Here is a 26,543-nt window from a genome sequence, read left to right on the forward strand (position 1 = left end):
TGGCAGACTTGATGAACAAACTGTCCCAACAAACCCAGCGCAACCTTAGTATCTTTTACTAGCAACTGAGGCGTATTGGCGTCAATCGCTTTGCTGACTAATAGTGCGCTAGCGCCCGCTTCAACCGCCTTATCGGCAAAGTCGTGAGCGTCAAAACGCTCGCCGACTAATGCAACAAACAGTGAGCCAGATTCAATGGTTCTGGTATCGGTTGAGACTTTATCAATCGCAACATCATCACCAATAAGCTGCGCGTCGAGCACGTCAACTAACTGAGAAAGCATCAAGGTGATCATTGACTCAGCTCCAATAGTTGCATTGCAGACTCTCGATCTGAGTAATGTACCGTTTCTGTCGCCAGCACTTGATAATCTTCGTGTCCTTTACCTGCGAGCAAAATAATGTCGTTCTCACTGCTGTTGTTCAACGCGTGTTGCAGCGCTTTAAAACGCTCGTGCTCGACAATTGCTCCGCTCGGCTGATTCATACCCGCGAGCATATCTTGGACGATCAACTGAGGAGACTCGCTACGCGGGTTATCGTCAGTCAGAATCACTTTGTTGGCTAACCGTTCACCGATACTCGCCATCATTGGACGCTTACCTGTATCTCGGTCCCCGCCGCAACCAAAGATCGCCCATAGCTTGCCAGTACAATGTACGCGCAGTGCTAGCAAAGCTTTTTCTAACGCATCAGGTGTGTGTGCATAATCGACGACAATTTTGGCTTTACCTTCGCGTTGGAACAGTTCCATACGGCCAAGAACCGGTTTCAACTCGCTTGCTGACTCAATCAGTTGTTGCTTGTCAAAACCTAAAGCGAGTAGTGTAGCGAACGCAACCAATACGTTATTTGCATTGAACTCACCGATTAGTGGTACGGTAAATTCACCGTCACCAAAGCTGCCCGTGAACGCAAGGGAGATTCCCTCTTCTGAGTACTCGACATGTTTGGCGTAAACCGCGTTTTTCGCCTGAGTGGGCTTAAGAGAGACTGCCAACGTATTGTCTAGTTGTAGCGCCCATTTTGCACCGACTGGATCGTCAATATTGATCACTGGAGTTTCACAAAGGTGCTGAGTGAATAGTGACAGCTTAGCGCGCTCGTACTCTTTCATCGTACCGTGGTAGTCGAGGTGGTCTCGACTGAGGTTGGTAAACACACCAGCTTTAAATGGCAGCGTCTTAACGCGCCCTTGCACTAACCCATGCGATGAAATCTCCATCGCAGTGTACTGCGCACCTTGTGTCTCTAACTCGGCCAGCGTGTACTGAATTTCAATGGCGTTACCGGTCGTATTCGCAGCTGGTTGTAGTGCGTCTAAGAAACCATTTCCCGTTGTCCCCAACACAGCGGCACGTTGGTTAACCAGTTCAAGCCACTGAGCGATGAGTTGAGTAATGGTGGTTTTGCCGTTGGTGCCTGTCACACCAATCAACTGCATGTTGTTTAGGGGATACAAACGTGCAGCCAGCGCAGACAGCTCTTTGTCTAGCTCTTCAATGTAAACAACAGGAACATTGCCATGGAACTCAACATGAGCATGGCTGTGGGTATCGCTCGCTTGGGCGATCACCGCGTTAGCACCACGCTCGATGGCAGACGCAATATAGTCACGACCATCTACCGCATGACCTTTAATCGCAACAAACGTTGTGCCTTGAGTCACCTTTCGGCTATCTAATTCCAAATGAGAAACCATCACTTCATCGGTAGGCGTTGTCGGAAGTTCCGCCCACGGTTCGAGTAATGTCGAGAGTGTGAGTTGTATAGACATAGAGTCTCTCAATTAATTATCTTTAAATCTGTTTTCGTCAGGCGCCACGTTGAGTATTTGCAGCGTGCCTTTTAAAATCTCTGAGAATACAGGCCCCGCAACCGAACCACCGTAGTAGTTATCGCCTTGCGGTTCGTTGACCACCACCACCAAAGCCACTCTCGGGTCACTTGCTGGAGCAATACCCGCGGTGTAAGCGAAATATTCATCGCCATAGCCACCTGCGATCGCTTTACGTGATGTGCCTGTTTTTGCCGCCACGCGATATCCCGGAACCGCAGCTTTTGTCGCTGTACCGCCTGGTTGCGTAACCGTCTCAAGCATAGCAAGAACTTTACGTGCGTTCTCACGATCAATAACTTGTTTTGAGAAGTCTTGCTGATTGTTTTCAATAATATGAACAGGCTGGTACTTACCTAAGTTACCCAGCGTGGCATAAGCATGCGCAAGTTGCAGCGGAGTAATGGTTAGACCATAACCAAACGAGAGCGTCGCGATCTCAAACTTCGACCAACGACGGCGGTTAGGAAAAATGCCTTGAGTCTCACCAACGAGGTTCAAACCAGAAACCTGACCAAAACCGACCGAGCTGTACATTCCCAGCAGCGCTTCTAACGGCATATCAAGAGCCAGCTTCGCCACACCGATGTTACTCGACTTTTTCAAGATGGTTGTGAGGTCGGCTTTACCAACTTTGGAAACATCCCGTACGCGGCTACCACCGATCTGCATAACCCCACGTCCGGTGTCGATAACAGTTTTATCGTTCGCCACTCCGTTTTCCAGCGCGGCGAGTACCACAAACGGTTTAATTGTCGAGCCTGGTTCAAACGCATCGGTAATAACGCGGTTACGCATTTTCGCCGACTGTAGATCTGAGCGGTTGTTCGGGTTGTAAGATGGCGCGTTGACCATCGCTAATACTTCGCCGGTCTTCACATCAAGAATAACCGCAGAGCCAGAGGTGGCGCGGTAATCGGCCACCGCCTGCTTAATCGCTCGGTAAGCGATCGCTTGGATACGCTGGTCGATAGTTAATTGCAGCGGCTTGCCTTCTTCACGTTCTTCCAGTGAGATGTTTTCGACTACGCGGCCATAACGGTCTTTACGGATAATGCGTTTGCCCGCTTCACCAGTAAGCCATTTATCGTAGCTGCGCTCAACGCCTTCCAGACCATGCCCGTCGATACCAGTCACGCCAACTAAGTGAGCACTAACCTCACCTGCTGGGTAGTAACGACGAGACTCGGCTTTTAGGCCAATACCAGACAGTCGCAACTCACGAATGTAATGAGCCATAGCCGGACTAACTTGGCGCTGAAGATAAATAAAGCGGCGGGATTTATTGTCGTTAATCTTGTTGATCAGGTCGTCACGTTTCAGACCTAATACGTCCGCGAGCGCGTGCCAGCGGTCGATATCACGCAAGCCACCTTCTTTAAAGATGGTTACCGGGTCAGCCCATACGGCTTCGACAGGGACACTCACCGCAAGTGGTTCACCATTGCGATCAGAGATAATACCGCGTGCAGAATGTAGGGTTTTTGCCCTGACAGAGCGCAGATCACCTTGTTTGATAAGATTATCGGGCTCGACAATTTGGATATAGCCGATACGACCGACTAAGGCGGCAAAAGCACAAAAGACAAAGAACAACACCAAATAAAAACGCCAACGAATCAACGTTACTGGTTGTTCTGCTTCCTGTTTCTTTACTGGTGTGACTTTTTTTGTGCTCATGGGAGATGAATAACAACTTCTTTATCTGATTCCGGACGCTTCATTTCAAGTTCGTCTTTTGCAACAGACTGAACGCGGCTATGTTCCGCCAGCGCCGTTTCTTCCAACAGTAAGTTTCGCCACTCGCTATCCAAGCGTTCACGCTCAACAAGCGCTTGATCTTTTTCAGTGATCGCCTGACGTGTGTGGTGAGTGGTAAACACCACGCCCATTGCGCTGGCAAAGATCAAAACCAATATGACAAGAGGGACTCGTCCTACTGTCAGTAGGTCAAGCGCTATCAATTTGGCTAAGTTGTGGGTCTGCTTACTCATTGGCGATTAGAGTTTTTCTGCGATACGTAATACTGAGCTGCGAGAACGAGTGTTGACTTCAACTTCTTGTTTTGACGGTTTGATTGCTTTACCTACCGCTTTCAAATTCGCGCTACCCAGCGCTTTGATTTGTTCTTCGGTCAGAGGGATTCCGTGTGGCACTTCTGGTCCTTTGCTCTCTTTGCGGATAAAGCGTTTAACCATGCGATCTTCCAACGAGTGGAAACTGATCACTGACAGTCGACCTTGAGGAGCAAGAATGCTCGCCGCGCCTTTCAATGCGGTATCAATTTCTTCCAACTCACTGTTGATGTAAATACGAAAAGCCTGAAAAGCACGAGTCGCCGGATGTTTTTTCTCTTTGAAGCTTTTTGGCGCTGCGTCTGAAATCAGTTTTGCCAATTGACCTGTACGCGTCAGTGGTTCGTTTTCTTCGTTTTCACGATACGCAACGATAGCTTTAGCGATACGGCGAGCGTGTTTATCTTCACCGAATTCACGAATCACCCAAGTGATGTCATCAAGATCCGCTTCCATCAACCATTGTGACACTGGGATACCTGATGTCGGGTCCATACGCATATCTAACGGACCGTCTTTCATAAAGCTAAAACCGCGCTCGGCGTCGTCTAACTGAGGAGAAGAAACGCCCAAATCAAGTAGTACACCATCAACCTTACCAACTAGGTCGTACCGTTGCGCATATTCCGCCATACCAGAGAAAGGACCGTGAATAATGGTAAAGCGAGGATCATCGATTTTTTTAGCTTCTTCAATCGCTTGCGGGTCACGGTCGATACTAAATAAACGACCATTTTCACCAAGCTTGGATAATATCTGACGGCTATGACCACCACGACCGAATGTACCATCGATATACGTACCATCTGGTTTAATCGCCAGCCCATCGATTGATTCATGAAGTAATACAGAAATGTGTTTAAATGCTTCGGTCATAGTAATCTCGTTTCAGCGTCACGTAGCCGGACTCATCAGTGTACCCATTTGAAAGGTTATCGCCACCTGAATACGACAGCAACACGTGATTTTGCGCTAAGTTTAATGCTTGTAAATTAAATTTGGTCAATTAAAAGCAAAAAACCCATCATAACGGTGAAGTTACGATGGGTTTCGAATAGGTGGAGCCGACGTGTAAGCCGGGTTCTGTTCCGCTTGCGCGGCGGTAGCCATTCGTCTAGGCCAGCAATCGCTCACTGGCTCAAGCAACCTACCCGCCTCCTTACGCGAGCAACGCAATGTGGAGGCCTATTTGGTCTTGCTCCGGGTGGAGTTTACCCTGCAACGAACTGTTGCCAGTCGTCCGGTGCGCTCTTACCGCACCCTTTCACCCTTACCTGATCCCTTACGGGCCATCGGCGGTTTTCTCTCTGCTGCACTTGTCGTAGGCTTGCGCCCCCCAGGCGTTACCTGGCACCCTGCTCTATGGAGCCCGGACTTTCCTCCCCTTTGTCAGTCTCCCGAAGGACGTCAACGTCAGTCTCCCAAAGGACCTCAACGTCAGTCTCCCGAAGGACATCAACAAAGCAGCGACTACCCAGTCAACTCCGAGGGCGGATTGTATAGAGATTGATGGGGTGTGTCTAGCGAGATCACAGATATGATGAAACAAACGCTTCAATTGATGGTTTTTTATCCACCCAGACCACTTTATGAGGTTTAGTCTAAGTTTTCTAAGCCCCATTTATACAAAGCATTTTTCTTCAGGTTATAGATTTCAGCAGTAAGCGCGGCGGCTTTTTTCAGCGGCAGCTCTTTGGTCATGATCGACAAGGTGCGCGTGACTTCATCTGGCAAAGCGTTGTCAACATTGTTGGCGCGGTAGCCGTGGATCAGTAACGCCATCTCACCTTTTTGTTGATTTTCATCGGAACTCACCCACTCAACCAACTCTCCCAATGGCATACCTTGGATAGTCTCAAAAGTTTTGGTCAGTTCGCGCGCCAACACAACTTCACGCTCAGGGCCGAGGATCTCAAGCATATCCGCCAAAGAGTCCAAAATACGATGTGGCGATTCGTAGAAGATACAGGTACGCTCTGCTTTAGCGATTTCTAGGAATTTGTCTTTTCGACCTTTGCTTTTGGCTGGTAAAAAGCCTTCAAAGCTAAAGCGATCCGACGGCAACCCAGACGCACTCAATGCAGTAACGACAGCACACGCACCAGGAAGTGGAACAACTTTAACGCCCGCCTGACGACACTGCGTCACAAGATGGTATCCTGGATCACTAATGAGTGGGGTACCCGCGTCAGAAACCAATGCAATCGAGTTTCCTGCTTTAAGTTTCTCAACTAATACTTGCGCTTTTTGCTGCTCGTTATGATCATGGAGAGCAAAGGTTTTAGTTTGAATACCGAAGTGAGATAGTAGCTTACCTGTATGACGGGTATCTTCAGCTGCAATTAGATCGACGTTAGATAACACGTCCAATGCTCGTTGAGTGATATCGCCTAAATTGCCGATTGGAGTTGGCACAATGTAGAGAGTTGGGATCTCTGTTGGTAAGGTTTTGTTATCTGTCATTTGTTTACCATCACTTCAACGATTAATATAGACACAATTTTATACGGAATTAAGTAAGAACTCATGGCCATGAAAAACCATAAGCGACTCAGTGTAACACGCTTACTCTCTCCTGTAGCCCTTGCTGTTGCATTGACAGCGTGTTCAACGTCACCATCAACCAGCCAGCGAGTTGATATTACTCTCGCACCAAATCAACCAACGCAAACTTACCTGATGCGTGCCGACAGCACGACGGGGAGTCAACAAAACGACTGGTTGATCATGGCGCTAAAAGCGGCGGTTGAAACTGGTGACGTTACGCAAGCAGAATTATTAGTAAAACGTCTCGCTCGTCAATCTCTCACCGAAACTCAACAAGCAGAGTGGCAACTAACGCGCGCAGAACTGTTGATTAAGCAGGACAAGCAAGACGACGCACTCTCTCTACTGAACTTCCGTCCTGAGTGGCAATTGCCACAACAACAGTGGAAAGAATACCACCAACTTCGTGCATCTCTGTACACGGCTCAAAGTAACTTCTATGAAGCAGCGCGTGAATTGACGTTCGAAAGCCAGTTTACCGCGCAGTCAGAGCAGCAGTTTATCTCTAACAGCATCTGGAACAACCTGACGCAATACTCTGCAGCACAACTGGATTCATTAAGTACACAGACTTCTGACGCTGTGCTCGCAGGTTGGGTACAACTCGCAGCGTATAACAAAAAATACGCTCACTCGTTGTCTCAACTTCAAGCGACGTTTGAAAACTGGCTAGCGGCAAATCCAACGCACCCAGCGGCAAAATATACGCCTCAAGCGATCAGCGACATCCTTTCGCTAGAGATGGTAAAACCGGTTAACACCGCTCTGTTGTTACCGTTGTCCGGCAAATTTGCTAAGCAAGCACAGTTGATTCGTGACGGCTTTATGTTGGAACTGATGAACGATAAAGAGCGTGATGAAAACGCAACACTGACCGTCATCGATACCAACGCGATTACGATTCCTCAGCTTGAGCAACAACTGATTGAAAAGAACATCGACTTTATCGTTGGTCCGCTGATCAAGGACAACATTGAGAAACTACAAAAAGCCGAAGAGAACTTTGCACAGCCCGTGCCTATGCTAGCGCTGAACATTCCAGAGGACATCGAACCTAACGTCAGCACTTGCTACCTTGCACTGTCTCCAGAACAAGAAGTCGCCCAAGCAGCCAAACACTTAGCGGCTGAAGGCTATCAATACCCACTGATTCTGGCTCCACAAGGTCGCCTTGGTGAGCGTGTAGTCGAAGCGTTTGAACAAGAGTGGACAAAACACAGCTCAAACAAAGTGGCAGTTAACTTGTTTGGCGATAAACGCCAATTGCAACGCAACATCAATAAAGTCTTTGGCTTACAAGAGAGTCAGCAAAATATCGCACAAATGAACTCACTGCTACGCACGTCGCTAGAGAGTCAGCCTAGAAGCCGACGCGATATCGACGCGGTTTACATTGTTGCCAGCAACGCAGATTTAACTCTGATCAAGCCGTTTATCGAAGTTGCCATTAACCCAGATACAACGCCACCGAAACTGTTCTCAAACTCACGCAGTAACACCAGTCGTCATCAGTACGAAGACCTGACAGGCGTAACCTACAGCGACATCCCATTGCTGATCCATCCAGATGCAGCGCTGAAAGCGCAAATGGAAGAGTTGTGGCCAAAAGGTTCTTACGCTGAAATGAGACTGCAGGCGCTTGGCATGGACGCGTACCGTTTGACAGAGCACTTACCGCAGATGAAAGTCGTACCAAGCTACACGATTGACGGCAACACAGGGGTTTTATCCATTGACGAAAACTGTGTCGTTCAACGTGAGATCAGTTGGGCCGAACACGGTGATGTTCAATAGACGCGCCAAAGGCCAACATTACGAAGCCGCAGCAGAAAAACATCTATCTGCTTGCGGCCTCGTGTTAATTGAGCGAAACTTTCACACCAAAAGTGGAGAGTTAGACCTGATAATGCGCGATGGCCCAACCACAGTGTTTGTCGAAGTTCGTTACCGAAATAGTCAAGCCTATGGCCACGCAGCCGAAACGGTCACCCACCACAAAGCTCAAAAGCTTTATAAAGCCGCCAACATTTGGCTGATGAAGCAAGGCAAGTCCATCTATTCAACAGATATCCGCTTTGACGTCGTCGCTATCCATCGCCAAGGACAGCAAGTAGAGTGGATTAAAAACGCAATAACTCAAGGATAATCGATGCTCGATAGCATTAAAGACAGTTTCAAAGAAAGTATTCAGATCCAAATAGCAGCAGCGGAAGCGCTGCCAGATGCTATCACCCATGCAGCACAGGCGATGGTCGTGAGCTTGCTCAACGGCAATAAAATTCTCTGTTGCGGTAACGGGGGCTCCTCGTCGAATGCTCAACAGTTTGTCTCTTGCTTGCTCAACCGCTTTGAAACCGAACGCCCTAGCTTGCCAGCGATGGCACTAACCGCCGACAACACCACTCTGACTGCGGTCGCGAACGACTACCATTATGAAGAAATCTTTTCCAAACAAGTTCGTGCATTTGGTCAGACTGGCGATATTCTACTCGCCATTTCAACCAGCGGTAACAGTAAAAACGTGATTAAAGCGATGGAAGCGGCGGTCACTCGCGACATGACCATCATCGCACTGACCGGCAAAGACGGCGGTGAAATGGCGGGTCTGTTGGGGGAAAATGATGTTGAAATTCGCATCCCGTCTCACAGAACGGCAAGAATTCATGAAGTGCATATGGTGACACTTCACTGCTTGTGCGATCTTATTGACCAAGTGCTATTCCCAACCCACGAAGAGTAAATGATGACGCTACTGAGAGCCTTAGTTCTGAGCTTTTTCGCCCTGTCTGTCACTGGTTGTGCAGGTTTGTTTGTTGCGGGCGCGGCGACTACAGCAAATATCGTCACGGATCCTAGAACCACCAAAGAAATTTGGAATGATAGTAACCTCGAATTGGAAATTATGGGATTGGCGAATAAGCCTCCGTTCCGCACCGACACCCGTGTTACAGCCAGCTCTTACAACGGTACAGTGATTCTCATCGGCCAAGCTGCGACAGAAGACCTCAAGACTCAATTTGGGGAAAAAGCCCGTCAGGTAAAAGGTGTCTCTACCGTTTACAACCAACTCAAGGTTAAACGACCACTATCGATGGGTAACATCAGCCACGACAGCTGGATCACAACCAAAGTGAAATCTGCCCTATTAGCGAAGTCTGAACTTAACGGCGTAAAAGTCTCGGTGATTACTGAAGATAACGAAGTTTACTTGCTGGGGTACGTTTCTCGAGAGCATGCGGATATCGCAGCTGAAGTAGCGCGAAACATCTCTGGAGTGAAACAGGTGATCAAGGCGTTTCAATACGGTGACGAATAGTCTTAAATCAGATTTTCAGGTAAGAAAAAAGCAGCGGTAAACGCTGCTTTTTTTATTTCACGACTCGTAAGCTTGGACGACCTTTGGGTCTTGGAGGCTCGCTATCAGAATCCGCGTCGCTGTGTTCAGCGCTTGCTTCGGCTAAAGAGGTTGTATCTTCTTCCTCAATAAGCCCTTCTTCAAACTCATCCATGTAACCTTCTTCAGGTTCAAACATGGTTCCTGCACCATTTTCACGAGCATAAATCGCTTGTACGGCATAAAGTGGCACAATCACTGAATGTGGTCGACCACCGAAACGAGCATTAAACGTGATCGCTTCATTGCCAAGCTCCAAGTTCCCCACAGCTCGCGGAGCAATATTCAAAATGATTTGTCCATCTTGAATAAACTCTTCCGGAACTCGTACCCCTGGAAGCATCGCCGCTACGACTAAATGCGGCGTTAAATCATTGTCCACCAGCCACTCATAATATGCTCGAAGCATATACGGACGACGTGGTGTCATATTTGCAATATCCATTAGCCTTGATTAACGAGACAGACGCATTTCACGTTCAGCTTCTGTTAGAGAAGCAAGGAATGAATCACGCTCGAATACTCGGTTCATGTACACTTTTAGCTCTTTAGAGCCAGGACCAGTAAGCTCGATACCTAGTTGAGGTAGGCGCCACAATAGTGGTGCTAGGTAACAATCAATCAAGCTGAATTCTTCACTCATGAAGTATTCGTATTCAGCAAACACTGGCGCTAGAGTCAACAGGTCGTTACGTAGTTTATTACGTGCAGATTCCGATTCTTCAGCGCTACCTTTTACGACTTTCTCAGCCAATGTGTACCAGTTTCTCTCGATACGGTAAATCATCAGACGACTGTTACCACGTGCAACCGGGTAAACAGGCATCAAAGGTGGATGAGGGAAACGCTCATCTAGGTATTCCATAATGATCTTTGAGTCATAAAGCGCTAGCTCTCGATCAACTAGAGTAGGTACTGTTTTGTATGGGTTAAGCTCAATAAGCTCAGCAGGTAGATTTGCTTCATCAACAAGCTCTACTTCAACACTTACACCTTTCTCAGCCAGAACAATACGTACCTGATGGCTATACATATCAGATGCACTTGAAAATAGAGTCATCACAGAACGTTTATTGGCAGCTACAGCCATGGAGCCCTCCAGCACACTTACAACGATAAAAACAATGGAGGCTAAGCCTCCATTGTATAGTTAAAAAATTTGGAATTAGCACGGCATAATAGCACAATTAGTGCACATCACGCCAATACTCTTTCTTCAACAGTACTACAACGATAGTGAAGATAACTAGGAAACCCATTACCCACCACCCTAAAGCGTGGCGCTCTAGCTTCACAGGGTCACCTGAGTACTCCAGGAAGTTCACCAAATCGCGTACAGCGTTGTCATACTCTTCAGTATTTAGCTCGCCCGTACCGTCTGATTCCACACCCACAACAACTTGGTGTTCTTCGCCATTAACCATTTTGGTTTCAAAAATAGGCTGAGGAATACCTTGTAGCTCTTCCAATACGTGTGGCATACCAACGCTTGGGAAGACGATGTTGTTCACGCCAAATGGACGTGTTGGGTCTGCGTAGAAAGAACGCAGGTAAGTGTATAGCCAATCCGCACCACGAACACGAGCAACCAATGTTAGATCCGGCGGTGGAGCACCAAACCATTTCGCTGCTGACTTATCAGGAATTGCGTTTTCCATCAAGTCACCCGCTTTTGCTTCTGGGTCGAAAATTAGATTTTCTTTCATCAGCTCAACTGGGATACCAATGTCACGAGCAACTCGCTCGTAACGTTGATACTGAGCAGAGTGACAACCGAAACAGTAGTTCATAAACAATTTTGCACCGTTCTGAAGAGACGCCTGATCCGATAAGTCATTGTTTGCTTTATCTAGTGGAACATTAGCACCTGCTGCCATCGCCAGAGAAGGCAGCATTGCAAATAAAATTACAATCCATTTTTTCATTTGAATGTCACCCTTTCTGGTAGTGGCTTAGTCGCTTCGTTCTTACTGTAGAAGTACAGCAGCACGAAGAACATGAAGTAGGCTAAGCTGAAGATCTGAGCTAGGAGCGTGTAAGTTGGTGTCGCTGGAAGCGCACCTAAGATACCTAGCGCGATAAAGCTGATCGTAAATTGGATGATATTAAATAAATGGAACTTACTGCGGTAACGGTAAGAACGTACCTTACAACGGTCTAACCAAGGCAGAACAAACAGAACCACAATCGACGCACCCATGGCGACAACACCTAGTAGCTTGTCTGGAACCGCACGCAGAATCGCGTAAAACGGAGTAAAGTACCAAACAGGGGCAATATGTGGTGGTGTTTTCAGTGGGTTTGCCGCTTCAAAGTTAGGTGGCTCAAGGAAGTAACCGCCCATCTCTGGGTTAAAGAACAGCACGTAACAGAACAGGAACAAGAATCCAGCTACACCTACCATGTCCTTAACCGTACCGTAAGGGTGGAAAGGAATTGAGTCGATGATGTCGTACTTTTTAGTGTAGTAGTCGTGGAACTTGAACTGAGTCTTGTAGTCGTCGCCCATCGAACCTTTCGGTAGCTTGGTTTCGATACCGTCTGGGTTATTTGAACCCACTTCGTGCAGTGCCAATACGTGCAAGACGATGAGCAGCAGAAGAACGATTGGTAGCGCGATTACGTGCAGTGCAAAGAAACGGTTCAGCGTCGCACCAGAGATTACGTAGTCACCACGAATCCATAGTGTTAGGTCATCACCGATAACTGGGATAGCACCGAATAGAGAGATAATTACCTGAGCACCCCAGTAAGACATCTGACCCCATGGTAGTAGGTAACCCATGAAAGCTTCAGCCATCAGCACCAAGAAGATCAACATACCGAAGATCCACAGTAGCTCACGAGGCTTCTGGTATGAACCGTAGATGAGGCCACGGAACATGTGCAGGTAAACAACAACGAAGAATGCAGAAGCGCCAGTTGAGTGCATATAGCGAAGTAGCCAACCGTACTCAACATCACGCATGATGTATTCGATAGAAGCGAATGCACCGTCACCAGACGGTACGTAGTTCATGGTTAGCCAAATACCCGTTAGGATTTGGTTAACCAATACAAGCATCGCTAGCGAGCCGAACAGATACCAGAAGTTAAAGTTCTTTGGCATCGGGTACTCAGAAAGGTGCTTTTTGTACGCATTCATTGCGGGTATGCGTTTTTCTACCCAATCAAGTAGAGCTTGCATTATGCCTCCCCTTCTTCGTCAATACCAACGATGATCTTGGTATCACTCAGATACATGTGCTTTGGAACGACTAGGTTTAATGGAGCTGGTACACCCTGGAATACACGGCCAGCCATATCGAACTTAGAACCGTGACAAGGGCAGAAGAAACCTGATTTAACACCCTGCACTTGTTCACTAAAACTGTCAGGTAAATAGGTCGGTGAACAGCCAAGGTGAGTACAGATACCAACCGCGACAAAGTATTCAGGCTTAATCGAACGGTAAGCATTGGTAGCGTAAGCTGGTTGTTGTGCTTCACCAGAATCTGGGTCACGTAGCTGACCGTCGATTTGTTTTAGTGCATCCACAACTGACTGTGCGCGACGGACAACCCATACAGGCTTACCACGCCACTCAACACGAACCATCTGCCCTTCTTCAAGTTTACTAATATCAACTTCAACAGGGGCACCTGCAGCTTTTGCTTTTTCACTTGGGTTCCAAGATTTAATAAAAGGCACGGCGACAGCAGCAGCTCCAAGACCACCCACAACAGCAGTTGTAGCAGTTAAGAAACGTCTGCGACCGTTATTTAAAGGCGCATTGCTCATCCAAACATTCTCCCATTTGCTCCTTTTGGATTTTTGTTATTCCGCTTAAAGAGCATGGCTAACAAAATACGAATTTAGTTGTATTTATTTGATGGCAAATGATAAATAAAACCCTACTTTTTGACAAGATAAAGCTACCTTTTTGTAACATCTGTGAGGCAAATCGCCTATGAGGTCACAAAAGGGGCATAAGTAAGGGAAAAGTTCGAGAAAACGAGAATTAGAAAGGATTTATTTTATGTAGAAAAACAAAAAGCCCGGCATGAAGCCGAGCTTTGAACCACAATTTCCAGTAAAAAACCGGAATAGCGGAATTTCCAGAAAGAGGAAATTAACGCTTAGAGAACTGTGGACGACGACGTGCTTTACGTAGACCAACTTTCTTACGTTCAACGCAACGAGCGTCACGAGTAACGTAACCTGCTGCACGTAGAGTAGGACGTAGAGACTCATCGTATTCCATTAGAGCGCGAGTGATACCGTGACGGATAGCACCTGCTTGACCTGAAATACCGCCACCTTTAACAGTAACGTATAGGTCTAGTTTCTCAGTTAGTTCAACTAGCTCTAGAGGCTGTTTAACAACCATGCGAGAAGTTGGACGACCGAAGTACTCATCAAGACTACGCTTGTTGATTACGATGTTGCCGCTGCCTGGTTTAATGAAAACACGTGCAGCTGAGCTTTTGCGACGGCCAGTGCCGTAGTATTGATTCTCTGCCATTTTCGAAATCCCCGATTAGATGTCTAGTACTTGTGGTTGTTGAGCAACATGGTTGTGCTCAGCGCCAGCGTAAACTTTTAGCTTACGGTACATAGCACGGCCTAGAGGACCACGTGGTAGCATACCTTTAACCGCTAGCTCAAGCGCCATTTCAGGCTTACGATCGATCAGCTTTTCAAAAGTGATTGATTTTAGGCCGCCTGGGAACTCAGAGTGACGGTAGTACACTTTGTTCTTAGCTTTGTTGCCAGTTACAGCAACTTTCTCAGCGTTGATAACGATGATGTAATCACCAGTGTCAACGTGAGGAGTGTATTCAGCTTTGTGTTTGCCACGTAGGCGAGATGCAATTTCACTTGCTAGACGACCAAGAGTTTTACCTTCAGCGTCTACAACGTACCAGTCGCGTTTTACAGTTTCTGGTTTAGCAACGAAAGTTTTCATGCTAACAATAACCCGTTAATATTTAAATTTACACTTAAGGAGCTTTCGCTCCCACTGACTAAGAGTCCAGTCAACACCCCTTCGAGTGGTTGGCACTCTCGACCCGTTATGTCGAAATACCTTCGATAATCAAGGTCTGCAGTAACGGTGGGTCGCAGGATTATAGAGAAGTCAGTTGAAAAAATCACCTCTTTTTGGCAAAAAAGTTCATTTTTTTTTGCCTGATAATCCAGATGGAATCTAGCTTAAGCCAAATGCTCCTTAGCTAAGTAATCATGGCTTTGCATTTCGATTAAACGCGACTGACATCGTTTAAACTCAAATTCCAATTGCCCACTGGTATAAAGCTCTTCCAACGCCACTTCTGCGGAAATAATCAACTTAACGTGACGCTCATAGAACTCGTCGACCAATGCGATAAAGCGACGCGCGGCGTCATCAATCGTGCGGTCCATCTGTTTTACATCGGCAAGCAGCACCGTGTGATAGATTTTTGATAGTTCAATATAGTCGTTTTGACTGCGTGCAGACTGACAAAGCTGGGCAAAGCTCGCGTGCAACACCCCTTCAGCCGTTTCATTGACTTCGATTTGGCGATGGTTAATCTCAATCTGTTTTTCACCACGCTTGCCTTCACCAACCAATTGCTCAAAGTACTGGTGTAAGTTTTTGCTGGCTTGTTCATCTAACGGATAGTGATAAATTTCTGCTTGTTCAAGCGTGCGCAGACGGTAGTCGATACCACTGTCGACGTTAAGCACCAAGCAATTACGCTGAATCAATTCAATCGCTGGCAAAAAGCGCACACGCTGTAATCCATTGCGGTACAAATCTTCCGGCGGGATATTCGAGGTCGCCACTAGAACAACGCCACGCTTAAACAACGCTTGGAATAAAGTTCCTAAAATCATCGCATCGGTAATATCTGAAACAAAGAACTCGTCAAAACAGATGATCTCCGCTTCTGCCTTAAAGGTATCCGCAACCAGCTCCAGCGGGTCATTCACATCGCCGAGAGCGTTCAGCTCATCATGGACACGATACATAAAACGGTGGAAGTGAACGCGCATTTTCTTTTGCGTCGGTAATGCATCGAAAAACGTGTCCATCAGATACGTTTTCCCGCGCCCTACTCCGCCCCAAAAATACAAACCCTTGGGTGCTTCGGGAGCCTCAACTTGACTTTTTTTACTGAACCAGCTTTTCCAGCCAGTGCTTTTTTCTACTACCGGAGTTTCGATGTACTGAATAAACTGATGGTATAAGTTATCGAGAGCAGTGACCGCTTGTAGTTGAGCGCTATCTTGCTGGAATCCATGCTCTTTTATGTCATTTTGATAGATTTGTAGGGGAGTCATCACTTCATATACCTATAGAGGAAGAGTTGAAACTGCTATGTAGAGCACATGCATTTTTCTTTATTGGCTGAATCACTCATAGTACCATGTCTTCAGAACATGTGTAACTTAACAGTGAAAAACATGTTAAATAACAACAATAAGGAGCTATTATGCCTTGGATTTATGCCATTGTAGGTTTGCTTGTCGGCACGCTGTTGGGCGTTATCATATCTCGTTTGACCACTCCCGATTACAAAAAGCAAAAGAGCGTCCAAAAAGAATTAGACACAGCAAAATTCGAATTGGAACAACAGAAACAAGATTTGGCGGATCACTTCGCGCAAACCGCTGAAATGCTTGATTCGCTTGGTCGAGAGTACACTAAGCTCTACCAACACATGACAAAGACGTCTTCAGAATTACTGCCTAACATTCCTGATCAGGATAACCCGTTTGTGAAAAAAGTAACGGATCAGTCCAAGTCAGAAACAGTGATTGAGGCGGAAAACGACGAGTCTATCGATCAGGCACCAAAAGATTACGCATCAGGCGCTACAGGTCTTTTGAAAGAGCAGAAGAAAGAGATTCTTGATTCAGACCAAGTAGTTACTGCAAGAGCTTCTTAACTATCACCGTCATCACGGTGAACTTTGTAAAGGTTTTTGAGTCTTAACTCCCACAGGTGTCCCTTGAATTAATATTTTTTATACAAATATTAATTTCAAAGGCCTTAACTTAATAGGAGTTATCAGATGAAAAAACCTTTGCTTGCTTTAACTGTCCTATCCTTAAGCTTAAGTTCAATCATCACGCCATTATCCGCCACTGCGGCACTACCTTTAACTGTTGGTGGAGAGCAGCTTCCAAGCCTTGCCCCAATGCTTGAGAAAGTCACCCCTGCGGTTGTGAGCATTTCTGTCGAAGGTACTCAGGTATCTAAACGCCAAATCCCGGACCAGTTTCGCTTCTTCTTCGGTCCAGACTTTCCAACAGAGCAATTGCAAGAGCGCCCATTCCGCGGCTTAGGCTCTGGTGTCATTATCGACGCTAAGAAGGGGCATATCGTCACCAACTATCACGTGATCAACGGTGCGGAAAAAATTCGCGTTAAGCTGCATGATGGCCGTGAATACAACGCGGAACTGGTTGGCGGCGACCAGATGTCAGACGTGGCCTTGCTGAAACTCGAAAAAGCGAAAAACCTGACTGAAATTAAGATCGCAGATTCAGACAAATTGCGTGTCGGTGATTTCTCTGTCGCGATCGGTAACCCGTTTGGCTTAGGACAAACCGTTACTTCAGGGATTGTTTCTGCGCTTGGTCGCAGCGGTCTCAACCTCGAAAATTTTGAAAACTTTATCCAAACCGACGCGGCAATCAACAGCGGTAACTCGGGTGGCGCACTGGTTAACCTCAACGGTGAACTGATCGGTATTAACACCGCGATTCTTGGCCCGAATGGCGGCAACGTCGGTATCGGCTTTGCGATTCCATCTAATATGATGACCAATCTTACCGATCAAATCTTAGAGTTCGGTGAAGTGAAGCGCGGCATGCTAGGCGTACAAGGTGGCGAAATTACCTCCGAGTTAGCGGATGCGCTGGGTTATGAATCAAGCAAAGGTGCCTTTGTCAGCCAAGTGGTTGCAGATAGTGCTGCGGATAAAGCTGGACTAGAAGCAGGTGATGTTATTGTGTCGGTCAACGGCAAAAATATCCACTCATTCAGCGAGCTACGAGCCAAAGTAGCAACACTTGGTGCAGGTAAAGAGATCACACTCGGCGTGATTCGCGACGGTAAGAAGAAAAACTTCGACGTGACGCTTGGTGAACAGCAAAACATGAAAGCCTCAGCGGAAAAACTCCATGAAGGCTTATCGGGTGCCGAGTTAACCAACACCACACCGAAAGATTTGGTCCAAGGCGTCAAAGTCGCTGCTGTCGAGAAAGGCTCAAATGCGGCTGCGTATCAATTGGAACAAGGTGACATCATCATTGGTGTTAACCGTCAGAGAGTGAAGAACTTGGCGCAGTTCCGCAAAGCAATTGAGAAGCAAACTGGCGTCCTCGCGCTGAACATTCAACGTGGTGACAGAACACTGTATCTGGTCATTCGTTAGAAAAAAGTTAGGTTAGAAAAAATAAGACCTGTGACTGAAAGGACAGCTGGAAATCCAGCTGTCCTTTTATTATTAACTAAACTAGTGATATTCTTCGATAACTTAATAACAAACGATTCTTAATGAGGAAAATATGCTGCAATTTTTATTGCGCTCTGCGGGTTTAGGATTAGCCACGGCAGTGCTTCTACTGCTTGCTGTACCCTCACTGAGGAGCAATATTTTTCCTCCCTCGACCTCTGATGACACGGAAATTAGCAGTCGCGACCAAATTTCGTTTAATCACGCGGTGCGTAATGCTGCACCAGCCGTGGTTAACATTTACAGTCGTAAATACGCAGAGAAAGACCGTTCAAAACTGCTAACACAAGGCCTGGGTTCTGGCGTAATTGTTAGTGAGAAAGGTTACATCATTACTAACTACCACGTGGTTGCCCAAGCCGACCAGATAGTGGTTGCTCTTCAAGACGGACGCGTTGCAGCTGCTCAGTTAGTCGGTAAAGACCGCCGAACCGATATTGCCGTACTACGTATCGAGGTCACTAACCTACCGGTCATTCCAACCAATCCAAATTACACACCTAAAGTAGGCGATATAGTGTTAGCGATTGGTAACCCGTACAACCTCGGACAAACCACCACTTTCGGTATTATCTCTGCCACCGGACGCTCTTCTATCAGTGCTGATGGCCGCCAAGCGTTTATTCAAACGGACGCAGCGATCAACGAAGGTAACTCAGGTGGCGCTCTAGTAAATACTCGTGGTGAGCTCGTCGGAATCAATACCGCCTCTTTCCAACAGGCAACGGAGTTGGAAACTTACGGGATCTCTTTCGCCATTCCATACCAGCTTGCCAACAAGATTATGCAAAAGATCATTGCTGACGGACGCGTAATTCGAGGTTACATCGGTATCGATGGACGTGATATCAACTCCGTTACGTCGCGCTTGCTCGGTAACGAGCACCTTGGCGGTATCGTCGTTTTAGGCGTTGACCCGAATGGCCCAGCTGCTGACGCTGGCTTTGAAGCTCAAGACATCATCTTGAAGATCGATGGAGAAAAAGTGAATGGTCGCCAAAGCGTGCTTGATATTGTCACCGAGCTAAGACCCGGTTCCAAAGTCGATATCTTAATCCTGCGTAAAGGTGAAGAAATGACACTCAGTGTCACTGTGGCAGAAGACACTAACTAAATAAAGCTAAAACGCTAACAATAAAAAATCCCATGCAGTGCATGGGATTTTTTGTTTTACTCTTCGCTAGAAGGTTCACTATTGGAAGTTTCGACTTCTATCTTGGTCACTCTTTGCAAGCCACGAGGAAGTAAACCGCCTCGACGACCACGTTCACCACGGAAGTTATCAAGGTCACTTGGTTTGAGGCCAAGTTTACGTTTACCTGCATACAGGGTCAGCGTCGCGTCTTTTGGCACTGAAATCAGGTGAGAAAGAATTTCTTCTCGATCTTTCGCCTTCGCCGCTGGAATGTTGATGATCTTGTTACCCTTACCTTTCGCTAGTTGCGGCAGGTCTTTAATTGGGAACAACAACATTCGGCCTTGGTTGGTAATCGCGACAATTTCGTCCGAATCTAGGTCCGAAATCGCATTTGGCGTCATCACTTCCGAGTTCGCAGGTAACGTCACCAGCGCTTTACCGCTGCGGTTCTTCGACAATAAGTCACTTCCTTTACATACGAAACCGTAACCCGCATCCGAACCCACTAACCAAAGCTGATCATCTTCGCCCATGATCACTTGGCGAATGTTGCTACCCGCAGTGATATTCAGACGACCGGTAATCGGTTCACCTTGGCTACGAGCCGATGGTAACGAGTGAGATTCGAGTGAATAACTGCGACCATCACTGCCTAAAAATACCGCTTGCTGATTACTCTTACCTCTAGCCGACGCGAGGAACTTATCCCCTGACTTATAGTTCAAGCCTTCCGCGTCTACATCATGGCCTTTCGCATGACGAATCCAACCTTTTTCAGACAACACAACCGTAATTGGTTCGCTAGGCACGAGGTCACGCTCGGTCAGTGCTTTGGCTTCTGCACGTTCAATAAGAGGCGAACGACGGTCATCACCGTACTTCTCAGCATCCGCTTTGATTTCTTTTTTCAGTAGCGTGTTGAGACGACGCTCAGAACCCAATAGCTGTTCTAGCTTCTCGCGTTCTTTTTCCAGCTCTTCTTGCTCGCCACGGATCTTCATCTCTTCCAATTTGGCAAGATGACGAAGTTTAGTATCCAGAATCGCGTCAGCTTGGATCTCCGTAATACCAAAACGTGCCATTAACACCGCTTTCGGGTCATCTTCAGTACGGATGATTTCGATGACTTCATCAAGGTTGAGGTAAGCAACCAACAAACCTTCTAACACGTGCAAGCGCGCCAGTACTTTATCTAGACGATGCTGTAAACGACGGCGTACTGTAGTGCGGCGGAACTCAATCCATTCAGATAAGATCTGAACCAAACCTTTAACCTGAGGACGATTGTCCAAGCCAATCATGTTCAGGTTAACACGGTAGTTCTTTTCTAAATCGGTTGATGCAAACAAGTGGTTCATCAACTGATCGCAGTCGACGCGGTTTGAGCGCGGTACGATAACAATACGAGTCGGGTTTTCGTGGTCTGACTCGTCACGCAGATCGTCAACCATTGGTAGCTTCTTCGCGCGCATCTGGTTCGCGATTTGCTCAAGTAGCTTCGCACCTGACACTTGGTGAGGTAGCGCAGTAATCACTACGTCTGAACCTTCTTTGTGCCAGACTGCGCGCATCTTGATGCTGCCACGACCAGTGCGGTAGATTTTTTCCAAATCGGCTTTTGGTGAAATGATCTCTGCTTCAGTCGGATAATCCGGACCTTGAACAAAGTTCATCACATCCGCCAGTTCTGCTTTTGGACTATCGATCAGATGAATCGCTGCCTCAGCAACTTCGCGAACGTTGTGTGGTGGAATATCTGTCGCCATGCCTACCGCGATCCCCGTTACACCATTCAGTAGGATATGCGGTAGACGAGCAGGCAGCATTTGCGGCTCTTTCATCGTGCCATCAAAGTTTGGTTGCCATTCAACCGTACCCTGACCTAATTCACCTAAAAGAACTTCAGCAAACTTAGACAGTTTCGCTTCGGTATAACGCATCGCCGCGAATGATTTCGGATCGTCCGGAGCACCCCAGTTACCTTGACCATCCACCAGCGGGTAACGGTAGGAGAACGGCTGAGCCATCAACACCATGGCTTCGTAACACGCAGAATCACCGTGCGGGTGGTATTTACCCAACACGTCACCAACGGTACGTGCCGATTTTTTGTATTTTGCCGCTGCCGAAAGACCAAGCTCCGACATTGCATAGATGATACGTCGTTGAACCGGCTTTAAACCGTCACCGATATACGGCAACGCACGGTCCATAATGACGTACATTGAGTAGTTCAGATAAGCGTCTTCAGTGAACTTGCGCATTGGCAATTGTTCAACGCCATCGTAGGTAATTTCTGTAGACATTCGTTAAACCTCTGCCATATCGCCGTTGCGTTGTAGCCAGCTACGACGGTCATCTGCACGTTTCTTACCGAGCAGCATGTCCATCATTTCCATGGTCGACTCGTTGTCGTCGATGGTCAACTGCACCAGACGACGAGTATTTGGATCCATGGTGGTTTCACGCAACTGCAGTGGGTTCATCTCACCCAGACCTTTGAATCGCTGCACGTTAATTTTGGCTTTCTTCTTCGAAAGACGCTCTAAGATACCTTCTTTCTCATCGTCGTCTAACGCGTAGAAGACCTCTTTACCACAGTCAATTCGGTACAGAGGAGGCATCGCAACGTAGATATGGCCAGCTTCAACCAGCGCCTTAAAGTGACGGGTAAACAGTGCGCACAATAGCGTCGCAATGTGCAGACCATCCGAGTCCGCATCGGCAAGGATACAAATTTTACCGTAACGCAGGCTTTCAAGGTTGTCGCTGTCTGGGTCAATACCCAAAGCAACAGAGATGTCATGGACTTCTTGAGATGCCAAGACTTGGTCAGCAGACACTTCCCAAGTATTCAGAATCTTACCGCGTAGCGGCATCACCGCTTGGAACTCACGGTCACGCGCCTGTTTTGCACTACCGCCCGCCGAGTCGCCCTCGACAAAGAAGATTTCAGTGCGGTTAAGGTCTTGAACAGAGCAGTCGGTCAGTTTGCCCGGTAGCGCCGGACCTGACGCCACTTTCTTACGTACAACCTTTTTGCTCGCACGCATGCGGCGATGAGCATTCGCAATACAGACTTCGGCTAATTGCTCCGCTAGCTGAGGTTTTTCGTTCAACCACAGGCTGAAGGCATCTTTGACCACACCGGAAACAAACGCCGCGGTTTGGCGAGATGAAAGACGCTCTTTGGTTTGACCGGCAAACTGCGGGTCTTGCATCTTCACCGATAAGACGTACGAACAGCGGTCGAAGATATCGTCACCGGTCAACTTAACACCACGTGGCAGTAAGTTACGGAACTCACAAAACTCACGCATTGCATCAAGCAAGCCTTGGCGTAAACCATTTACGTGCGTACCACCTTGTTTGGTCGGTACCAAATTGACGTAACTTTCGGTGATCATATCACCGCCTTCTGGTTGCCAGATCACCGCCCAGTTTGCCATTTCCGTATCAGCGACAAACTCGCCAATGTATGGCTCTTCTGGCAAGACCGGATAACCTTTCACGCCTTCCGCTAGGTAGTCTTTCAGTCCGTCTTCGTAATACCACTTGTGCTCTTCGTTATTGACCTTGTCACTGAAGATGATCTCAAGGCCTGGACACAATACGGCTTTCGCACGTAAGTTGTTTACCAAACGAATCGCAGAGAATTTTGCGCTATCGAAGTATTTGCTGTCTGGCCAAAAGTGCACTGCGGTACCAGTGTTTCTGTGACCACACGTACCAGTGACTTTTAAATCACTGACTGTCACGCCATTTTCAAATGCGATTTCATGCACCTGACCTTCGCGTTTTACTGTCACTTCGACACGTTTGGAGAGCGCGTTTACTACCGAAATACCAACACCGTGTAAACCGCCAGAAAACTTGTAGTTATCGTTGGAGAACTTACCACCAGCGTGAAGCTTGGTCATGATAAGTTCGACGCCGGAAATACCTTTCTCTGGGTGAATATCAACCGGCATGCCTCGACCATCATCAATTACTTCCAATGATTGGTCTGCGTGAAGAATAACCTTAATCTTCTTAGCATGCCCTGCGAGTGCCTCATCCACCGAGTTATCAATAACTTCTTGCGCTAAGTGGTTTGGTCGCTCTGTTTCGGTATACATGCCAGGACGATGTCGTACTGGGTCGAGACCTTCAAGAACCGAGAGGTCTTTCGCATTATATTGTTCAGTCATAATACGGATATCGTTATAAAGAATAAAAAGATGACTTGGCGGGCAGTCAATGAGGCTTAGTAATGATTAAAAGTGCCAAAAATGATCAATCTATGACCAACTAAAGCCGCGCAAGTATAGGTGAAACATAGTCTTGGAAGAGACCTGATCATGTCAAGCGAGATACGCAAGTATCAGGTAAATTTATGACTCTTCCCTCAATGAGGGTTAAAGCTCAAGGAATTCTATGATCTGCTGAGGATAGCGTTCAAAGTTGATAAAACTGTGGTCGCCGCCCTGCTCAACCGTTTGTTTCGCGCCGGTAAACTTCGCCACCGCTTGACGATAATCGAGTACTTCATCGCCTTCTTGTTGCAGCAGCCAGAAGTCAGCAACATTGTTAAGATTAGGCGTATCGAGTGCCTTCAACTCATCAATATGTTTAGATTCAAGAATGTATGTTTCATTCGTGTATGGGTTGGTTTGCTCACCCAGAAAATCTGCCAATAGTTCGTATGGCTTAACTGCTGGGTTCACCACCACCGCTTTAAAACCAAACTGTTGGTTGAGCCACATCGACATATAACCGCCGAGTGAACTGCCAACAAGTCCAATTTGAAAATCGTCTTTGCTCTGAGCAACGATCTCAGCTAAGTGCTGCGCTGCTAACTGTGGAAAACACGGCAACTTAGGAACGACGACGTTTATATCAGGCCTGTGCTGCTCACAGTACGCTTTCATCACATTCGCTTTATGTGAAAATGGCGAGCTGTTAAAACCATGAATATAAAGAAGTAATGAAGGTTTCATAATGTTCCTAGTTTTGACGACGTTAGCGATTAGTATCCCGCTGAATTAAAGTCAGGTTGAAAGCTGCCTTGAGGTAAGCGTTTCACCAAGGTTTCAACTTGACCATCTGGCTTAAGATCTAACTCTCGCCAACCTGGGGAGCGCGTGTCTAAGGCAAAATCGTCAGAGTTAGGCTTAAACTGCACACACGTTGACGGTGTTGCCATAACTCGAACGTTATTGTGCATCACGTTCATATCTTGATGCACGTGCCCACATAGTATCGCGTTCACGTTCTCGTGTTTGTCTACCACGTTCCAAAAGTCTTGAGCGTCTTTTAAAGTGTGCTGGTCAAGCCAAGCGCTACCCACCAAGATCGGATGATGGTGGAGTAAAATTAACGTATGACGGTCAGCATGTTGGGTCAGTTTCTCTTCCAATAGTGCTAACTGTTGATCGCTTAATCGCCCATGTGGTACTCCGACAACTTGAGAGTCAAGCAGAATCATTTGCCAATGGTCACCCAGCAACACGTGCTCAATGTGTTGAATCTGTTGAGACGGGAGCACCGAAGTCATGTTCGGTTTAAAATCGTGATTACCCGGTAGCCAAAAACAGTGTTTCTCTAGTGGTACAATACCACGTTCAAATCGCTGATAAGACACTTCGCTATGATCTTGAGAAATATCACCCGTCGCCAGCACTGCGTCGTATTCACACTGCTGTTCGAGAATCGCATTAACCACTGCGTTAAAACTGTCACCGGTATTAACGCTCAACAAGCTACCATCTGTTGCTTCAAACAGGTGAGTATCTGTAATTTGGAGCAGCTTAATACTGCCGTCTGAAGAGCTTGAAGTTACTTTCAAAATTACAAACCTAAATATTGATCGGCGTTCGGCTGATACCATGCCGTAAACAAAACGTTAACCAATCGCCCAAAAAACGGTTCAGTTGTGCTTTTTCATCTTGTTGAACCATTTTGTCATTCGGGTAGTCGTAACGTGCGTTAATGCGTTTCAAGTGAGCGCATTCACAGACCTCTGCTACGCGAGCATCGTGGTAGAGCCTGACAGACATTTTTGGCAATGGAAATACCGGAACGTCATCGCTTTGACAGATATCGACCAAAGTTGTGTACTTTGTGACTTCGCCCACTTGAATTTGGTAAGTCATACTCGCGGCTTGGTAGCAACGTACGTCTCCGACGCTCGCATTATTCGGAATGAGAGCGTTCAATTTTGCATAATTGGTTTCGTACGTTCGCATCAGTTCTGCTAAATCAACATGATACGGTTTTCTCTCTGCTACTTTTGCCATTCGCTTCTTAAACGCTGATAGTTGAGCTGCAACCATTGGAGAGCAATGATCGACGCTCCATTTTCAAACTTACCGTTCACAACCCATTGGTAAGCCTGTTCGCGGCTAACCACATGGACTCGAATATCTTCACCTTCATAGTCTAAACCATGAACACCCTGTGCGGTTGACGCATCCACTTTACCCACGTACACGTCGAGCATTTCTGAACAGCCACCAGAAGAAGGATAATAAGACGTCACTTTTTCAAGTAAAGACACCTCAATGCCAGCTTCTTCGACGGCTTCACGACGTACCACTTGCTCGGCCGATTCGTCGCGGTCGATGATTCCTGCGACAATTTCTAGCTGCCACGGATGCTCGTGCTCAAGTGCACCAACTCGAATCTGCTCAATAATGACCACTTGATCGGTCTCAGGGTCATAAGGAAGCATGGCTGCCGCGTGGCCGCGCTCGAACATTTCTCGTTCGATAGTTTGGCTCCAGCCTCCTTCAAACAATTTATGTCTGAAACGGTACTTCACCATACTAAAAAAACCTTTGAAGAGTGTCTCTTTTGAGAGAACGTCAACATCTTCAGGCGTAAACTCGCGTTGTTGTTGGTCAGGATGTTGCATTTGGCACCTCGCTGAGTGAATCTTATAGTTTACTCAGACAAAAGCGGTTGTTCCAAGGACATGGCTCAACTTTTTATATAATTTTTATAATCTGAGTTAAATTGAACAATTATTTTATTGCACACTCGGGCAGTTAAGTGTAAAAAGTTGCAAAGTTTTGCATGAATT

The 26,543-nt window shown here is 47.0% G+C and carries 27 protein-coding genes and 1 other RNA gene; 7 read left to right on the forward strand and 21 right to left on the reverse strand.

Translation table 11 applies throughout. From position 1 onward, the window contains the following. The 7 genes from HCZ42_RS11155 to rsmI all read right to left on the reverse strand — a co-directional run. Positions 1-296, reverse strand: a 296-nt coding sequence (locus HCZ42_RS11155) for a Mur ligase domain-containing protein (RefSeq protein WP_254868946.1), incomplete at its 3' end; no start/stop codon positions are given. Then, entirely contained in the window at positions 293-1,777 is a 1,485-nt protein-coding gene (murE, locus tag HCZ42_RS11160; RefSeq protein WP_167420778.1) for a UDP-N-acetylmuramoyl-L-alanyl-D-glutamate--2,6-diaminopimelate ligase, read from the reverse strand. The genes HCZ42_RS11155 and murE, both read right to left, overlap by 4 nt. 12 nt (positions 1,778-1,789) lie before the next feature. Further along, entirely contained in the window at positions 1,790-3,517 is a 1,728-nt protein-coding gene (locus HCZ42_RS11165) for a penicillin-binding transpeptidase domain-containing protein (protein ID WP_167420779.1), read from the reverse strand. Next, positions 3,514-3,831 (reverse strand): cell division protein FtsL, encoded by a 318-nt coding sequence (ftsL, locus tag HCZ42_RS11170; protein ID WP_167420780.1) that lies wholly within the window; start codon positions 3,829-3,831, stop codon positions 3,514-3,516. The genes HCZ42_RS11165 and ftsL overlap by 4 nt, the downstream gene beginning before the upstream one ends. Positions 3,832-3,837: 6 nt before the next feature. Continuing rightward, the gene (rsmH, locus tag HCZ42_RS11175; protein WP_167420781.1) at positions 3,838-4,788 is read right to left on the reverse strand and encodes a 16S rRNA (cytosine(1402)-N(4))-methyltransferase RsmH; all 951 of its coding nucleotides are present in this window, start codon (positions 4,786-4,788) and stop codon (positions 3,838-3,840) included. 180 nt (positions 4,789-4,968) lie between these two features. Beyond that, positions 4,969-5,398: RNase P RNA component class A (rnpB, locus tag HCZ42_RS11180), an RNA gene on the reverse strand. A 110-nt stretch (positions 5,399-5,508) separates the two neighbouring features. Beyond that, the gene (gene rsmI, locus HCZ42_RS11185) at positions 5,509-6,375 is read right to left on the reverse strand and encodes a 16S rRNA (cytidine(1402)-2'-O)-methyltransferase (RefSeq protein ID WP_167420782.1); all 867 of its coding nucleotides are present in this window, start codon (positions 6,373-6,375) and stop codon (positions 5,509-5,511) included. 63 nt (positions 6,376-6,438) lie between these two features. Here rsmI and HCZ42_RS11190 point away from each other — a divergent pair, with 63 nt between their 5' ends. Genes HCZ42_RS11190 through HCZ42_RS11205 form a run of 4 tightly spaced genes read left to right on the forward strand, consistent with a single transcriptional unit; the run spans position 6,439 to position 9,775 of the window. Continuing rightward, on the forward strand, positions 6,439-8,253 hold the full coding sequence (locus tag HCZ42_RS11190; RefSeq protein ID WP_167420783.1) for a penicillin-binding protein activator: 1,815 nt from the start codon (positions 6,439-6,441) through the stop codon (positions 8,251-8,253). After that, the gene (locus HCZ42_RS11195; protein WP_167420784.1) at positions 8,243-8,605 is read left to right on the forward strand and encodes a YraN family protein; all 363 of its coding nucleotides are present in this window, start codon (positions 8,243-8,245) and stop codon (positions 8,603-8,605) included. The genes HCZ42_RS11190 and HCZ42_RS11195 overlap by 11 nt, the downstream gene beginning before the upstream one ends. Positions 8,606-8,608: 3 nt before the next feature. Further along, entirely contained in the window at positions 8,609-9,199 is a 591-nt protein-coding gene (locus HCZ42_RS11200; RefSeq protein ID WP_053408982.1) for a phosphoheptose isomerase, read from the forward strand. A gap of 3 nt (positions 9,200-9,202) precedes the next feature. Then, the gene (locus tag HCZ42_RS11205; RefSeq protein WP_167420785.1) at positions 9,203-9,775 is read left to right on the forward strand and encodes a BON domain-containing protein; all 573 of its coding nucleotides are present in this window, start codon (positions 9,203-9,205) and stop codon (positions 9,773-9,775) included. 52 nt (positions 9,776-9,827) lie between these two features. On the opposite strand, the gene sspB is transcribed toward HCZ42_RS11205, so the two are convergent. From sspB to zapE, 8 genes are all read right to left on the reverse strand, one after another. After that, positions 9,828-10,298 carry a ClpXP protease specificity-enhancing factor gene (gene sspB, locus HCZ42_RS11210; RefSeq protein ID WP_167420786.1) on the reverse strand — a complete coding sequence of 157 codons (471 nt, stop codon included), beginning with the start codon at positions 10,296-10,298 and terminating at the stop codon, positions 9,828-9,830. Positions 10,299-10,307: 9 nt separating this feature from the next. After that, on the reverse strand, positions 10,308-10,943 hold the full coding sequence (gene sspA / locus HCZ42_RS11215) for a stringent starvation protein SspA (RefSeq protein ID WP_167420787.1): 636 nt from the start codon (positions 10,941-10,943) through the stop codon (positions 10,308-10,310). A 97-nt stretch (positions 10,944-11,040) separates the two neighbouring features. Further along, a complete protein-coding gene (locus HCZ42_RS11220; RefSeq protein WP_167420788.1) occupies positions 11,041-11,778 on the reverse strand; it encodes a cytochrome c1 in 738 nt (245 codons plus the stop codon). Further along, a complete protein-coding gene (locus tag HCZ42_RS11225; protein WP_167420789.1) occupies positions 11,775-13,040 on the reverse strand; it encodes a cytochrome b in 1,266 nt (421 codons plus the stop codon). The genes HCZ42_RS11220 and HCZ42_RS11225 overlap by 4 nt, the downstream gene beginning before the upstream one ends. Beyond that, the gene (petA, locus tag HCZ42_RS11230; protein WP_053408987.1) at positions 13,040-13,633 is read right to left on the reverse strand and encodes a ubiquinol-cytochrome c reductase iron-sulfur subunit; all 594 of its coding nucleotides are present in this window, start codon (positions 13,631-13,633) and stop codon (positions 13,040-13,042) included. The genes HCZ42_RS11225 and petA overlap by 1 nt, the downstream gene beginning before the upstream one ends. A gap of 331 nt (positions 13,634-13,964) precedes the next feature. After that, the gene (rpsI, locus tag HCZ42_RS11235; protein WP_005436094.1) at positions 13,965-14,357 is read right to left on the reverse strand and encodes a 30S ribosomal protein S9; all 393 of its coding nucleotides are present in this window, start codon (positions 14,355-14,357) and stop codon (positions 13,965-13,967) included. Positions 14,358-14,372: 15 nt separating this feature from the next. Next, positions 14,373-14,801: a 50S ribosomal protein L13 gene (gene rplM, locus HCZ42_RS11240; protein WP_005372872.1), complete on the reverse strand. Its 429-nt coding sequence runs from the start codon at positions 14,799-14,801 to the stop codon at positions 14,373-14,375. Positions 14,802-15,046: 245 nt separating this feature from the next. Next, positions 15,047-16,159 (reverse strand): cell division protein ZapE, encoded by a 1,113-nt coding sequence (gene zapE, locus HCZ42_RS11245; protein WP_167420878.1) that lies wholly within the window; start codon positions 16,157-16,159, stop codon positions 15,047-15,049. Between the two features lie 152 nt (positions 16,160-16,311). On the opposite strand from zapE, the gene zapG reads away from it, so the two are divergent. From zapG to degS, 3 genes are all read left to right on the forward strand, one after another. After that, positions 16,312-16,767: a Z-ring associated protein ZapG gene (zapG, locus tag HCZ42_RS11250; RefSeq protein ID WP_167420790.1), complete on the forward strand. Its 456-nt coding sequence runs from the start codon at positions 16,312-16,314 to the stop codon at positions 16,765-16,767. 126 nt (positions 16,768-16,893) lie between these two features. Beyond that, positions 16,894-18,261 carry a DegQ family serine endoprotease gene (locus HCZ42_RS11255; RefSeq protein WP_167420791.1) on the forward strand — a complete coding sequence of 456 codons (1,368 nt, stop codon included), beginning with the start codon at positions 16,894-16,896 and terminating at the stop codon, positions 18,259-18,261. A 133-nt stretch (positions 18,262-18,394) separates the two neighbouring features. Further along, positions 18,395-19,456, forward strand: a complete 1,062-nt coding sequence (gene degS, locus HCZ42_RS11260; RefSeq protein ID WP_167420792.1) for an outer membrane-stress sensor serine endopeptidase DegS — start codon at positions 18,395-18,397, stop codon at positions 19,454-19,456. A gap of 56 nt (positions 19,457-19,512) precedes the next feature. On the opposite strand, the gene parC is transcribed toward degS, so the two are convergent. The 6 genes from parC to nudF form a co-directional block, all read right to left on the reverse strand. Further along, the gene (parC, locus tag HCZ42_RS11265) at positions 19,513-21,786 is read right to left on the reverse strand and encodes a DNA topoisomerase IV subunit A (RefSeq protein ID WP_167420793.1); all 2,274 of its coding nucleotides are present in this window, start codon (positions 21,784-21,786) and stop codon (positions 19,513-19,515) included. A gap of 3 nt (positions 21,787-21,789) precedes the next feature. Beyond that, complete coding sequence (parE, locus tag HCZ42_RS11270) at positions 21,790-23,670, reverse strand: DNA topoisomerase IV subunit B (RefSeq protein WP_167420794.1); 1,881 nt, start codon at positions 23,668-23,670, stop codon at positions 21,790-21,792. 207 nt (positions 23,671-23,877) lie between these two features. Beyond that, positions 23,878-24,459 (reverse strand): esterase YqiA, encoded by a 582-nt coding sequence (gene yqiA, locus HCZ42_RS11275; protein WP_167420795.1) that lies wholly within the window; start codon positions 24,457-24,459, stop codon positions 23,878-23,880. A gap of 29 nt (positions 24,460-24,488) precedes the next feature. Beyond that, positions 24,489-25,307: a 3',5'-cyclic-AMP phosphodiesterase gene (gene cpdA / locus HCZ42_RS11280; protein WP_167420796.1), complete on the reverse strand. Its 819-nt coding sequence runs from the start codon at positions 25,305-25,307 to the stop codon at positions 24,489-24,491. Positions 25,308-25,317: 10 nt separating this feature from the next. Then, a complete protein-coding gene (locus HCZ42_RS11285; protein WP_053408996.1) occupies positions 25,318-25,758 on the reverse strand; it encodes a DUF1249 family protein in 441 nt (146 codons plus the stop codon). Further along, the gene (nudF, locus tag HCZ42_RS11290; protein WP_167420797.1) at positions 25,746-26,375 is read right to left on the reverse strand and encodes an ADP-ribose diphosphatase; all 630 of its coding nucleotides are present in this window, start codon (positions 26,373-26,375) and stop codon (positions 25,746-25,748) included. The genes HCZ42_RS11285 and nudF overlap by 13 nt, the downstream gene beginning before the upstream one ends. Between the last annotated feature and the right edge of the window lie 168 nt (positions 26,376-26,543).

The sequence above is a fragment of the Vibrio hepatarius genome (assembly GCF_011806575.1).
Lineage (GTDB): Bacteria > Pseudomonadota > Gammaproteobacteria > Enterobacterales > Vibrionaceae > Vibrio > Vibrio hepatarius_A.